Source organism: Leucobacter holotrichiae, from assembly GCF_055791005.1.
The window spans coordinates 1-12841 of the sequence record NZ_JBVUAC010000008.1; the positions used below are offsets into that span (position 1 = coordinate 1).

The 12841-nt window shown below is 69.4% G+C and carries 10 protein-coding genes; 8 read left to right on the top strand and 2 right to left on the bottom strand.

Features of this window, described 5'->3' with window-relative positions:
- Nucleotides 1–70 precede the first annotated feature (70 nt).
- From AC0KXF_RS10930 to guaA, 6 genes are all read left to right on the top strand, one after another.
- The gene (locus AC0KXF_RS10930; protein WP_473109215.1) at nt 71–643 is read left to right on the top strand and encodes an EamA family transporter; all 573 of its coding nucleotides are present in this window, start codon (nt 71–73) and stop codon (nt 641–643) included.
- A gap of 70 nt (nt 644–713) precedes the next feature.
- Nucleotides 714–2216, top strand: coding sequence for an IMP dehydrogenase (gene guaB, locus AC0KXF_RS10935; RefSeq protein ID WP_473109216.1), 1503 nt, complete (start codon nt 714–716; stop codon nt 2214–2216).
- Nucleotides 2217–2241: 25 nt separating this feature from the next.
- Nucleotides 2242–3363, top strand: a complete 1122-nt coding sequence (locus tag AC0KXF_RS10940) for a GuaB3 family IMP dehydrogenase-related protein (RefSeq protein WP_473109217.1) — start codon at nt 2242–2244, stop codon at nt 3361–3363.
- A gap of 180 nt (nt 3364–3543) precedes the next feature.
- On the top strand, nt 3544–4350 hold the full coding sequence (locus tag AC0KXF_RS10945) for an SURF1 family protein (RefSeq protein WP_473109366.1): 807 nt from the start codon (nt 3544–3546) through the stop codon (nt 4348–4350).
- A gap of 62 nt (nt 4351–4412) precedes the next feature.
- Nucleotides 4413–4880 (top strand): DUF3817 domain-containing protein, encoded by a 468-nt coding sequence (locus AC0KXF_RS10950; RefSeq protein WP_473109218.1) that lies wholly within the window; start codon nt 4413–4415, stop codon nt 4878–4880.
- Nucleotides 4881–4937: 57 nt separating this feature from the next.
- Nucleotides 4938–6521: a glutamine-hydrolyzing GMP synthase gene (gene guaA, locus AC0KXF_RS10955; protein WP_473109219.1), complete on the top strand. Its 1584-nt coding sequence runs from the start codon at nt 4938–4940 to the stop codon at nt 6519–6521.
- Between the two features lie 463 nt (nt 6522–6984).
- On the opposite strand, the gene AC0KXF_RS10960 is transcribed toward guaA, so the two are convergent.
- Nucleotides 6985–7812: a Bax inhibitor-1/YccA family protein gene (locus AC0KXF_RS10960; RefSeq protein WP_473109220.1), complete on the bottom strand. Its 828-nt coding sequence runs from the start codon at nt 7810–7812 to the stop codon at nt 6985–6987.
- 137 nt (nt 7813–7949) lie between these two features.
- Here AC0KXF_RS10960 and AC0KXF_RS10965 point away from each other — a divergent pair, with 137 nt between their 5' ends.
- On the top strand, nt 7950–8990 hold the full coding sequence (locus AC0KXF_RS10965; RefSeq protein ID WP_473109221.1) for a glycerophosphodiester phosphodiesterase family protein: 1041 nt from the start codon (nt 7950–7952) through the stop codon (nt 8988–8990).
- A gap of 141 nt (nt 8991–9131) precedes the next feature.
- On the opposite strand, the gene AC0KXF_RS10970 is transcribed toward AC0KXF_RS10965, so the two are convergent.
- Entirely contained in the window at nt 9132–10124 is a 993-nt protein-coding gene (locus AC0KXF_RS10970) for an asparaginase domain-containing protein (RefSeq protein ID WP_473109222.1), read from the bottom strand.
- Nucleotides 10125–10224: 100 nt separating this feature from the next.
- On the opposite strand from AC0KXF_RS10970, the gene AC0KXF_RS10975 reads away from it, so the two are divergent.
- Nucleotides 10225–12810, top strand: a complete 2586-nt coding sequence (locus AC0KXF_RS10975; protein ID WP_473109223.1) for an ATP-dependent helicase — start codon at nt 10225–10227, stop codon at nt 12808–12810.
- Nucleotides 12811–12841 lie beyond the last annotated feature (31 nt).

Consider the following 12841-nt stretch of genomic DNA (forward strand, 5'->3'; position numbering starts at 1 on the left):
GCAAGGGTCAGACCGCTCCGGCCGGGACTTCCCAATCCTTGCGAGATCGGGTAAAAACAGACTGACAATCGTGCGCAAGGAGCAGCTCACGCGTCCCCAGTGGACCGCGGTTGGGATCGCGGCCGCGGGCGTCGCGGCCGCCGCGGTCGCCTACGGCGCCTTCCCGTGGATCGCGCTCGGCATCGCGACGTCGTTCGGCCTCTACGGCGCCGCGCACAAGCACGTGGGGGAGCAGGTCGACGGCATCACCGGCCTCACCGTCGAGACCTTCACATCGCTGCCCGTCGCGGCCGTGCAGCTGCTCATCGTCGCGGGCGTCTCGGGGATCGGCGTCTTCTCCTTCGGCCCCGGCATCACCGCGCTCGTGATGTTCAGCGGCATCATGACGGCGGTGCCCCTCATCCTCTTCGGAGAGGCCACGCGCAGGCTGCCGCTCTCCTATATGGGGTTCCTGCAGTTCCTCACCCCGATCCTCGGCTTCCTCTACGGCTACTTCGTGATGCACGAGGAGATGCCCGTCAGCCGGTGGGTCGGATTCATCGCGGTGTGGATCGCGCTCATCATTCTCATCGCCGACATGGTCGCGCAGATCCGGCGTTCGCCCACCGCACAGACGAACACCGGGCCGATTCCCTTAGACTGAACGGGGTAGGCGCCGCGATCCGGCCGCCTGAACCCACCGGCCCCCCCCCACACACAGCAAAAGAGGTTCCATGGAACAGCGCGACCCCTTCGCGTTCACCGGTCTGACCTACGACGATGTGCTGCTGCTCCCGGCGCACACCGACGTCATCCCGAGCGACGCGGACACCTCGACCCAGCTCACGCGTCGCATCCGCCTCAACATCCCGCTGATCTCGGCGGCCATGGACACGGTGACCGAGACCCGCATGGCGGTCTCGATGGCGCGCAACGGCGGCCTCGGCATCCTGCACCGCAACCTGTCGATCCAGGATCAGGCCGAGATGGTGGATCGGGTCAAGCGCAGCGAGGCGGGCATGATCACCAACCCGGTCACCACGTCGGTCGACGCGACCGTGGCCGAGGTCGACGCGCTCTGCGGCGAGTACCGCGTCTCGGGCCTGCCCGTCGTCGACTCGAACGGGGTGCTGCTCGGCATCATCACGAACCGCGACATGCGCTTCATCGATCCGAAGGACCGCTCGCAGGTGCGCGTCTCCGAGGCCATGACGAAGATGCCGCTCATCACGGGCCCCGTGGGCATCTCCCGCGACGACGCCGCGGCGATCTTCCGCCGGCACAAGATCGAGAAGCTGCCGCTCGTCGACGACGAGGGCCGCCTCACCGGCCTCATCACGGTGAAGGACTTCGACAAGGAAGAGCAGTATCCGCTCGCCACGAAAGACGACGCCGGCCGTCTGCGCGTGGGCGCGGCGGTGGGCTTCTTCGGCGACGCCTGGAAGCGCGCGGGCGAACTGATCGACGCCGGCGTCGACGTGCTGGTGGTCGACACCGCCAACGGCGACAGCAAGGGCGTGCTCGACATCATCGCGAAGATCAAGAGCGACCCCGCCTTCGCGGGCGTCGACGTGATCGGCGGCAACGTGGCGACGTACGCCGGCGCGAAGGCGATCGCGGACGCGGGCGCCGACGCCGTCAAGGTGGGCGTCGGGCCGGGCTCGATCTGCACGACGCGCGTCATCGCGGGCGTGGGCGTGCCGCAGGTGACCGCCGTGTACGAGGCGGCGAAGGCGGCGACCCCCGCCGGCATCCCCGTCATCGCCGACGGCGGCCTGCAGTACTCGGGCGACATCGCGAAGGCGCTCGTCGCGGGCGCGTCCTCGGTGATGATGGGGTCGCTGCTGGCCGGAACCGACGAGAGCCCGGGCGACCTGGTCTTCGTGGGCGGCAAGCAGTACAAGAACTACCGCGGCATGGGGTCGCTGGGCGCGCTGCAGACGCGCGGCGAGCGCACCTCCTACTCGAAGGACCGCTACTTCCAGGCCGACGTGCCGAGCGACGAGAAGCTGATCCCCGAGGGGATCGAGGGCCAGGTGCCCTATCGCGGCCCGGTGGGCGCGGTGACCCACCAGATGATCGGCGGCCTGCGCCAGTCGATGTTCTACGTGGGGGCCCGCTCGATCGAGGAGCTGAAGCAGCGCGGCGAGTTCGTGCGCATCACCTCGGCGGGGCTCAAGGAGAGCCACCCGCACGACGTGCAGATGGTCGTCGAAGCCCCCAACTACAAGCGCTGATCGCGCATGAGAAACGGACCTGATCGTGAGTAACGAGATCGAGATCGGGCGGGGCAAGCGCGCCCGCCGCGTGTACACCTTCGACGAGATCGGCATCGTGCCGACCCGGCGCACCCGCGACCCGGAGCTCGTCTCGACTTCGTGGTCGATCGACGCCTTCCACTTCGACATCCCGGTGCTCGGCGCTCCGATGGACTCGGTCATGTCGCCCGCCACGGCCATCGAGCTCGGGCGTCTCGGCGGCCTGGGCGTGCTCAACCTTGAGGGCCTCTGGACCCGGCACGAGGATCCCGAGCCGCTGCTCGCCGAACTCGCGGGCATCGAAGACGAGGTGCGGGCCGTGCACCGCATGCGCGAGCTCTACTCGGCGCCGATCCGACCCGAGCTCATCACGGCCCGGCTCGGCGAGATCCGCGAGGCCGGCGTGACCGTCGCCGGCGCGCTGTCGCCGCACCGCACCGCGGAGTTCACCGAGACCGTGGTGCAGGCGGGTGTCGACCTGTTCGTGATCCGCGGCAACACCGTCTCGGCCGAGCACGTCGCGAAAGAGGGGCGCGAGCCCCTCAACCTCAAGCAGTTCATCTACGAGCTCGACGTGCCCGTGATCGTGGGCGGCGCCGCCACCTACCAGTCGGCCCTCCACCTCATGCGCACGGGCGCGGCCGGCGTGCTCGTCGGCTTCGGCGGGGGAGCGTCCTCGACCACCCGCGCCACGCTCGGCATCCGCGCACCCATGGCGACCGCGATCGCCGACGTCGCCGGGGCTCGCAGCGACTACCTCGACGAGTCGGGCGGCCGCTACGTGCACGTGATCGCCGACGGCGGCCTCGGCACCTCGGGCGACCTCATCAAGGCGATGGCCTGCGGCGCCGACGCCGTGATGCTGGGCGCCGCCCTCGCGAAGGCGTCCGATGCCCCGGGCCTCGGGTGGCACTGGGGGCAGGAGGCGCACCACGAGGATCTGCCGCGGGGGAGGCGCATGCGCGTCGCCCCGGTGGCGCCGCTCGCAGAGATCGTGAACGGCCCGGCGCACGTCGCCGACGGCAGCGCCAACCTGATCGGCGCGCTGCGTCGGGCGATGGCGACGACGGGCTACTCGGAGCTCAAAGAGTTCCAGCGCGTCGACGTCGTGCACGCAGAGCGCTAGGGGGCCGCGAGGCAGTTGTCTTCGACCCAGCCCCCCTCACCGGACTCGCCCGACCCCGGTCGGCAGTCCGGCCAGCCGATCCGGCAACCGGATTCGCGGTCGTCTGCACCCGCGCGAACGGATCCGCCGCAGCGATCGAAACGCCCCGAGTACCTGGGCGAGCCCACGCTCGGGCGCGTGATGCGCAGGCCGCGCTGGATCCTCGCTCTCGTGTTCGCCATGATCGTGGCCTCCGTCTTCGCGTGGCTGGGGCAGTGGCAGATGGACAGCGCTGTTCGCAACGCCGCCGTCGAGGAGGTCGACACCGAGACGCCGCGCCCGCTCCAGGAAGCCTCTGACACCCTCGTCGGAGTCACGGACGAGGGGGCCGGCGTGGTGGTGCACCTCGACGGAGCCTTCGTCCGCGGAGACTCGCGCGTCGTGTCCCCGCGCGTCAACGACGGGCAGACCGGAGCCTGGGTGGTCGGTCACCTCGTGACCGAGGCGCCCGACGCCGCTCCGAGCGCGCACCTCGCCGTCGCCATCGGTTGGGCTGCGGACGAGGCCGCCGCGGAACGGGCGATCGAGAAGCTCGAGGCGGATCCCGAGTTCTCCGAGCCGCGCACCATCGAAGGGCGCTTCATGCCGCCCGAGGGGCCGCAGGTGCCGAAGGCGGGAGAGGACCCGCAGGTGATGCACACCATGATCCCGGCCTTCCTCGCGAACGTCTGGACCGGCGTCGACAGCCCCGTCTACTCCGGCTATCTCGTGATGCACGATTCGGACGCTGCCGAGCCGCTGCTCGCCGAGGCCGGGCTCGACCCCGTCGACTCGGTCGCGCCGCTGCCCGCGGAGACCGTGAACTGGCTCAACATCTTCTACGGCGTCGAGTGGATCGTGTTCGCCGGCTTCGCGATCTTCCTCTGGTACCGCCTCACGCGCGACGCCTGGGAGAAGGAGCACGAACTCAAACTGCTTCAGGCGGCGGACGCGGAGGCCGTCCGCTGAGCCCGCCAGCGGACCCCGTTCCCTTCGACAAGCTCAAGGAACGACTCGATAGAATGGAACCCATGCAACTGCAGCCCAAGCCGTCCGACTACCCGCGCATTCGCAAGGCGTTGAGCTTCTACAAGGTCACCTCGGTGATCACGGGCGTCATGCTGCTCCTGCTCGTGGCCGTGATGGTCATGAAGTACGCCTTCAACGTGCAGCTCTTCCTGTTCACCCCCGACGGCTTCGCGCACTTCTACCCGCTGGCCCCCGAGGGAGTGGAGGCCGACTTCCTGCCGCAGGGCTTCGACCTGTTCAAGGCGATCCTCATCGCCCACGGCTGGTTCTACGTGATCTACCTCGTCTCCGACTTCATGCTGTGGAGCCCGATGCGCTGGAACTTCTGGCGCTTCATCCTCATCGCGCTCGGCGGCGTGATCCCGTTCATGTCGTTCTTCCTGGAGGCCCGCATCGTGCGCGAGGTGGATGCCTTCCTCGAGGCCCGCGAGGCCGAGGCTGCATCTGCCGCGGAAGCCCGGCTTCACTAGACTTCTATCCCAGGGTCGCGCCGATGGCGCGGTCCATCAATCCCTGAAAGGCCTGCAATGGCAGAACAGTCAGATACGGACCACCGTCCGGTCCTCGTGGTCGACTTCGGCGCGCAGTACGCGCAGCTGATCGCTCGTCGGGTGCGCGAGGCCGGCGTGTACTCGGAGCTCGTGCCGCACAGCATCACCGCGGCCGAGGTCGAGGCCAAGCGGCCCCTCGGCATCGTGATGTCGGGCGGCCCGTCCTCCGTCTACGAGGAGGGGGCGCCGCAGTTCGATCCCGCGATCTTCGAACTCGGCATTCCGATGCTCGGCATCTGCTACGGGTTCCAGATCATGGCGCACACCCTCGGCGGCACCGTCGGGAACACGGGCGACCGCGAGTACGGCGGCGTCGAGGCGCAGATCATCGGAGACGGCGGCGCGATCCTGGGCGGCCAGCCCGAGAAGCAGAACGTCTGGATGAGCCACGGCGACGCCGTGCAGCAGGCCCCCGAGGGCTTCGAGGTGCTCGCGCGCACCGCGGTCACCCCGGTGGCGGCGTTCGGCTCGCCCGAGCGCAAGCTCTACGGCGTGCAGTGGCACCCCGAGGTGAAGCACTCCGATCACGGCCAGCGCATCCTCGAGAACTTCCTGCACCACGTGGCGGAGATCCCCGCCGATTGGAACGCGGGTAACGTGATCGCCGAGCAGGTCGAGCGCATCCGCGCCCAGGTCGGCGACGCGCGGGTCATCTCGGCGCTCTCGGGCGGCGTCGACTCCGCCGTCTCCACCGCGCTCGTGCACAAGGCCATCGGCGACCAGCTCACCGCGGTCTTCGTCGACCACGGCCTGCTGCGTCAGGGCGAGCGCGAGCAGGTCGAGCGCGACTACGTCGCCTCTACGGGCGTCAACCTCATCACGGTCGACGCGGCCGATGTCTTCCTCGGGCACCTCGAGGGCGTCACCGACCCCGAGCAGAAGCGCAAGATCATCGGCCGCGAGTTCATCCGTGCGTTCGAGCAGGTGCAGCTCGACCTCGTCGCCGAGGCGAAGGCCGAGGGCGAGAAGGTGAAGTTCCTCGTGCAGGGCACGCTCTACCCCGACGTGGTCGAGTCGGGCGGCGGATCCGGTACCGCGAACATCAAGTCGCACCACAACGTGGGTGGCCTGCCCGAGGACCTCGACTTCGAGCTGATCGAGCCGCTGCGCACCCTCTTCAAAGACGAGGTGCGCGAGATCGGGCGCGAGCTCGGCATCCCCGAGGCGATCGTCGGCCGCCAGCCGTTCCCCGGCCCCGGTCTCGGCATCCGCATCGTGGGCGAGGTGACCCGGGATCGCCTCGAGACGCTGCGCGCCGCAGATGCGATCGCGCGTGAGGAGCTGACGGCGGCCGGCCTGGACTCCGAGATCTGGCAGTGCCCCGTCGTGCTGCTCGCCGACGTCCGCTCGGTGGGCGTGCAGGGCGACGGCCGCACCTACGGCCACCCGATCGTGCTGCGCCCGGTCTCCTCGGAGGACGCGATGACGGCCGACTGGACCCGCGTGCCCTACGAGGTGCTCGCCCGCATCTCGAACCGCATCACCAATCAGGTGCCGGAGGTCAACCGAGTCGTGCTCGACGTCACCTCGAAGCCCCCTGGGACCATCGAGTGGGAGTGAGCCGCGAAGCAGCTCACTCCCACTCGATCGAGGGGGCGGCCAGCCGCTGAAGGCAAAGCGGAGCTTTGCGCGGCGTTGCCGCTGAGCGCGCCTCGCGCTCAGCCGACGTGCGAAGCACGGAGGATGCTAGCCGCGAAGCAGCTCACTCCCACTCGTGATCAGCATCGCGTGGCATGCGAACGCGCCAGCGGGCACATGGGAGTGAGCGCCTCGGCGTAGCTTAGGAGAGCCCGGCCTCGGTCGGGCTTTTCTGTTGCCCTTGCCGTACGGATCCCGATCCGGCCGTCCCGTGCTTCGGATCACACCGCAAATTCGGATGAGATCGCGTGAATCGATCCGAAGCAACGGTGAGCTCCGAAGTACGGGCCCGGGGAACGGGCCGGGCCCGGGGAACGGAGCCTGGCGGATGCACGAAGGCCCGGACCTCACGGTCCGGGCCTTCGCTCTGCCTATCGGAGAAGGATCAGTCGTTGCCGCGCAGGATCGCGAGGATGCGCAGGATCTCCACGTACAGCCAGATCAGCGTGACCATGAGGCCGAAGGCCGCCGTCCAGGCCCACTTCTCGGGCACGCCACGCCGCACTCCGTTCTGGATCAGCTCGAAGTCCATGACCAGCGAGTACGCGGCGAGCAGGACGGCGAGCACTCCGATAGCTATGCCCAGCCAGCCAGATCGAAGGCCCCAAGCGTCCTCACTCGACCCGAACATCACGATGCCGACGTTGATGAGCGAGAACACGAGGTAGCCCACCATCGCGATGAGCACGATCTTGGTCATGCGGGGGCTCGTGCGGACCTTGCCGCTGCGGAACAGCAGCATGGTGACGCCGAACACGGCGAAGGTGCCGATCAGGGCCTGGGTCACGATGCCGGGGTACATGCCCTCCATGAGGCCGGACAGGCCGCCGAGGAAGAGCCCCTGGAACACCGCGTACAGCACGATGAGCGGAACGCTCGGCTCCTTCTTGAAGGAATTGACGAGGCCGAGCACGAGGCCGACGATCATGCCCGGGAGCATGAGGATCGGCATGAACCAGCCGACCGCGGCGCCCGCCAGCACGATGAGGAAGAGCCCGATGGTCTTCGAGATGGTGTTCTCGTACGTCATGGGACGCTCGGAGGGCGTGGCGACGGGCGGCTGCTCGCCGCCGAAGCCCGCCTGCGTGACGGGTTCGTCGATGCCGGGCCGCTGCGTCTGCGCAGCGGGCTGATCGTAGATGCGGCGCAGCTCGTCAGCGGTGAGGGTCTTGCCGTTGAGTGCCGGGTTGTTGCTGAGAGCCGGGTTGCTCATGCGTCGGAATCCTTTCCTGGCGTATGGGTCTCTTCCACCCTAACGAAGAAAGGGCTTCCGGGGCTGTGACTCTGCCTGATCCTCGCGCGAGTTCGCGCAGCGCGGATCGGCGCTGCGGCGCGGATAGGGTGGGATGCATGGAGACCCCGGATCCTGCGCCCCTCATCATCGGCCACCGGGGTGCACCCGGATACCGACCCGAGCACAGCGCCTCGTCGTACCGCCTCGCGTTCGAGCTCGGCGCCGACGCCGTGGAACCCGACATCGTCGCGACGCGCGACGGCGTGCTGGTCGTGCGGCACGAGAACGAGATCTCCGGCACCACGGATGTGGCTCAGCACCCCGAGTTCGCGTCGCGACGCACGACGAAGACGGTCGACGGCCGGCGCCTCACCGGCTGGTTCACCGAGGACTTCACGTGGCAGGAGCTCTCGACCCTGCGCTGCATCGAGCGCCTGCAGCGGGTGCGGCCCGACAACCGCGAGTTCGACGGCGCCGAACCGATCCTGCGTCTGCGCGACGTGCTCGCGATCGTCGACGAGGAGAGCGCTCGGCGGCGTCGGCCGCTGCGGGCGGTCGTCGAGGTGAAGCACGCTGCGTATTTCGCTGGCCTCGGTCACGACCTCGGTGAGCTCTTGATGGGTGAGCTGGCCGCGACGGGGTGGGACGAGCGGCCGGATCGCCTGGTCGTCGAATCGTTCGAGCTCGGGGTGCTGGATCGGCTGCGCGCCGCTGGCGTGCGCGCCGACCTCGTGTTCCTCGCCGAGCGCTTCGGGTCGCCGGCTGATGAGCCGGTGGGCGACGCTTCGCGGCGCAGTTTCGCCTGGTACCGCAGCGATGCCGGGCTCGATCTGCTCGCGACGCCGGCCGGCGACGGGCGACGCAGGGTCGACGGGATCAGCGTGGCGAAGGGAAACCTGATCCGGGTGAACGCGCTGGGACGCGCGACGGGGGCGACCGACCTGGTGGAGCGGGCGCACGCGCGCGGCCTGCTCGTCTACACCTGGACGCTCAGGCCCGAGAACCGCTACCTCAACGTGCGATACCAGACTTCTCTGCGCGGCGCGGAGTGGGGCGACTGGCAGGGGGAGTTCGGGCTGCTGTTGGGTTCCGGGGTTGACGGCGTCTTCGTGGACCATCCCGACCTCGGGGTGGCGATCCGCGACGCTCAAAGGTAGCTCCACGCAGCGGCCCGGCCCATCCAGCGGCACCGATTCAGGTAAAAGCACCTCGTTTCGCTCGATCGCGGTGCTGGAAGGTGAATCGGTGCCCGAAGGGCGGAAGGCGTGGGGGTCCCCGTCGGCGGGCGACCGCCGGAGTCACGCGTCCGGGACCAGCTCACCCACGAGATTGCTCTCCATGAGGCTGCGCAGCTCTGCACCGCGGTGCCCCCTGTCGAGCAGGAATCCGAGCTTCGCGGCCGCAGCCTCGAGCGTGAGGTCGGATCCGTCGATCGTGCCGGCGGCCGCCAGTTCGCGCCCGACCGCGTAGCGGGCGAGATCCACCCCTCCAGTCGCGCACTGGGTGACGGCGACCACCGGCATCGACGCGCAGACCTCCCGCAGCGCGCCGAGCATGCCCGGCCGCGCCATCGGGGCATTGCCCGATCCGTAGCACTCGAGCACGAGCCCGTCGGGGCGACCGCCGACGGCGGCGCGCAGATCCGCGGCGGTGACGGCGGGGGTGAACCTGAACGAGAGCACCCGCGCGGGTGCGGCGGGGGAGTCGAGGCCGGAGGGCGCGGCGGGCACACCCGCGGCGTTCGGGGCGAGGGGGCGCTCGGCGCGGAACGCGGAGAGCGAGACGCTATCGTGCTTGACCGCTCGAACCGCGGGGAGGATCACGCCTCCGAACGCGACGGAGACGGGAGACTGCGGCGCTGCCTTCACCGAGGCGCGGATCGCGAGGGTGAGGTTGTCGACCGCGTCGGTGCGCGGTGCGCCGTGGGGCAGCTGGCTGCCCGTCACCACGACGGGGCTGCCGATGCCGGAGAGCTCGAAGGCGAGCCTGGCCGCGGTGTGCGCGAGCGTGTCGGTGCCGTGCAGGATCACGACGCCCCGCGGTCTGTGCGTGCGCACGCGAGCGCTGATCGCGCGGGCGATGCGCGGCGCGGTCTCGGCGTCGGCGTTGGCGCTGTCGATGGCCGGGAGCAGATGGTTGATGCGGGCCTCGATGCGAAGGGACCGGCAGATGTCTGCGACGAGCCGCTCGAGGATCTCGGGGAAGTCGGGATCGGACGCCAGGCCCGCGTCGGTCTCGTGCATGCCGATCGTGCCGCCCGTCGCGAAGACGAGCACGCTGGGAGTAACCATCCCTCTATTCTGGACCGTTTCCGCTGTGCGCTGGACGGGACGGGACCGGAGCCCGCCGCGGACGGGAATGTCAGGGGTCGCGCCTAGACTGGATCCCACGATGAGCGAGTTTGAACTTCTGGAGCCCGGCGCTCCTTTCGGTGGTCCTTCTGCGGGCGGCGCCCTCGGTGCGAGCGGGCAGGATCCGCTGCTCGACGGGCTGAACCCGGCGCAGGAGCGCGCGGTGGTCTCGCGCGGGCCCGCGCTGCTGATCGTCGCAGGCGCGGGATCGGGCAAGACCCGCGTGCTCACGCACCGCATCGCCCACCTCATCCGCAATAAAGAGGCGTGGCCGAGCCAGATCCTCGCGATCACCTTCACGAACAAGGCGGCCGCCGAGATGCGCGAGCGCATCGAGGGCCTGCTCGGCGAGGGCGCTCAGGGCATGTGGGTGTCGACCTTCCACTCCGCCTGCGTGCGCATTCTGCGTCGCGAGGCCGAGCGCTTCGGCTACGTCTCGGGTTTCACCATCTACGACTCCGCCGACTCGCGCGCCCTGCTCAAGCGCATCATCAAGGAGCTCGACGCAGACACGTACGGCTTCACCCCGGCCAATGCCGGTTCGAAGATCTCGAAGCTCAAGAACGAGCTCAGCGACGCCGACGACTACGCGGCGACGATGAACGAGAACGATCCGCGCGACCGCCTGTTCGTCGAGATCTTCAAGATGTACGAGCAGGAGCTGCGGCGCGCCAATGCCTTCGACTTCGACGACCTCATCGGCCAGACAGTGCAGCTCTTCCGCGCCCACCCCGACGTGGCCGCGATCTACCAGCGGCGGTTCAGGCACGTCCTCGTCGACGAGTACCAGGACACGAACCACGCCCAGTACTCGCTGATCCGGGAGCTGACGCGGCCGGTCGAGCCCGAGCAGGTCGACGGGCTCACCCCTCCCGCACGCGATCGGGAGCTCGACGCGAGCGGCAGGATCCCGCCGGCCAGCCTCACCGTCGTCGGCGACAGCGACCAGTCGATCTACGCCTTCCGCGGTGCCGACATCCGCAACATCGTGGAGTTCGAGCGCGACTTCCCTGGGGCCGAGGTGGTGAAGCTCGAGCAGAACTACCGCTCGACGCAGAACATCCTCTCGGCGGCCAACGCCGTGATCGGCAACAACTTCGATCGGCAGGAGAAGAACCTCTTCACCACCGAGGGCGACGGGGCGAAGATCGTCGGCTTCACCGGCTATTCGCAGCACGACGAGGCGCGGTTCGTCGCCGAGGAGATCGAGGATCTGCATCGGGGCGGCATGGCTTACGGCGACGTGGCGGTGTTCTACCGGACCAACTCCCAGACGCGCGCGCTCGAGGAGCTGCTGATCCGATCCGCGATCCCGTACCGCGTGCTCGGCGGCACCAAGTTCTACGAGCGCGCCGAGATCAAAGACGCGATGGCGTACCTCACGAGCATCGCCAACCCGTACGATCCGATCGCGTGGTCGCGCCTGCTGGGCGCGCCCAAGCGCGGGATCGGGCCGATGGCCGAGGCGCACCTCGCGAACTTCCAGGAGGCGCAGGGCATCTCGTTCCACGAGGCGATGCTGCGGGCCGACGAGGTCGGCGCGCTGGGGCCGAAGCTGCGCGGCACCGTGCAACAACTCGCGGCACTCCTGACCCGGGCTGCGCGCATGGCGGCCGGGGGCGGCGCGACCGACGACTCCGCAGAGGAGGCGAAGCCCGCGCCCGTCGGCGACGTGCTCAAACTGATCCTCGACGAGACCGAGATGATCGAGAAGCTGCGCGCCAAGCGCGATCCGCAGGACGACGCGCGGGCCGAGAACCTCGAGGAGCTCATCGCTGTTGCCCGGGAGTTCGACGCCAAGCAGCCGGGCGCGGGCCTGCTCGCCTTCCTCACCGAGGTGAGCCTCGTGGCCGCCGCCGACGACCTCGATGACACGAGCGGCACCGTCTCGCTCATGACCATGCACACGGCCAAGGGCCTCGAATTCAAGGCCGTGTTCATCACCGGCGTCGAGGAAGGCCTGCTGCCGCACCAGATGTCCGTCGACGAGGTCGGCGGCATCAGCGAGGAGCGCCGGCTCATGTACGTCGGCATCACCCGGGCGCGCGAACAGCTCTATCTCACGCTGGCCTCCACCCGCGCCACCTTCGGCGACGTGTCGGTGGCGATGCCGTCGCGCTTCCTGCAGGAGATCCCCGAGGGCCTGATCGACTGGCGGCAATCGCCGGGCGAGGTCATGGGCCGCGGGGGCACGGAGTCCCGCGCGCTCAACGCGCCGCGCTCGTCGGGGTATGGCTCCGGCGGCGCGCGCTCGCGGAACCGGGTCGACTCATCGGTCTCGTTCGGCGCGGCCGGGTCGCGCGGGGGCTCCGGGGCCGCGGCCGTCAGCGAGCCGGCGAGCGGCAATATGCAGTCGGCGCTGGAGAAGTGGCGCGAGCGCAAGCGTCAGGCGAAGGCGGCGCAGGCCGCGGGCGGCGGCTTCCCCAACATGATCGGGGGAGCGGCCCGCGACAACGGCGACCTCGAACTCGCCTCGGGCGATCGGATCCGGCACGACGAGTACGGTGAGGGGCGGGTCACCGGCATCACCGGCGTCGGATCGAAACGCATCGCGCACGTCGAGTTCGACGCGGTCGGCGAACGCAAGCTGCTCGTGAAGCTGGCACCCATCACCAAGGTCGACTGAGCGGGGTCCCGGGTCCAGCTCGATACAGGCG

Coding starts and splice junctions, on each gene's coding strand:
- guaB (WP_473109216.1), top strand. CDS start 714: ATGGAACAGCGCGACCCCTTCGCGTTCACCGGTCTGACCTACGACGAT.
- AC0KXF_RS10945 (WP_473109366.1), top strand. CDS start 3,544: ATGCGCAGGCCGCGCTGGATCCTCGCTCTCGTGTTCGCCATGATCGTG.
- AC0KXF_RS10950 (WP_473109218.1), top strand. CDS start 4,413: ATGCAACTGCAGCCCAAGCCGTCCGACTACCCGCGCATTCGCAAGGCG.
- guaA (WP_473109219.1), top strand. CDS start 4,938: ATGGCAGAACAGTCAGATACGGACCACCGTCCGGTCCTCGTGGTCGAC.
- AC0KXF_RS10960 (WP_473109220.1), bottom strand. CDS start 7,812: ATGAGCAACCCGGCTCTCAGCAACAACCCGGCACTCAACGGCAAGACC.
- AC0KXF_RS10965 (WP_473109221.1), top strand. CDS start 7,950: ATGGAGACCCCGGATCCTGCGCCCCTCATCATCGGCCACCGGGGTGCA.
- AC0KXF_RS10970 (WP_473109222.1), bottom strand. CDS start 10,124: ATGGTTACTCCCAGCGTGCTCGTCTTCGCGACGGGCGGCACGATCGGC.
- AC0KXF_RS10975 (WP_473109223.1), top strand. CDS start 10,225: ATGAGCGAGTTTGAACTTCTGGAGCCCGGCGCTCCTTTCGGTGGTCCT.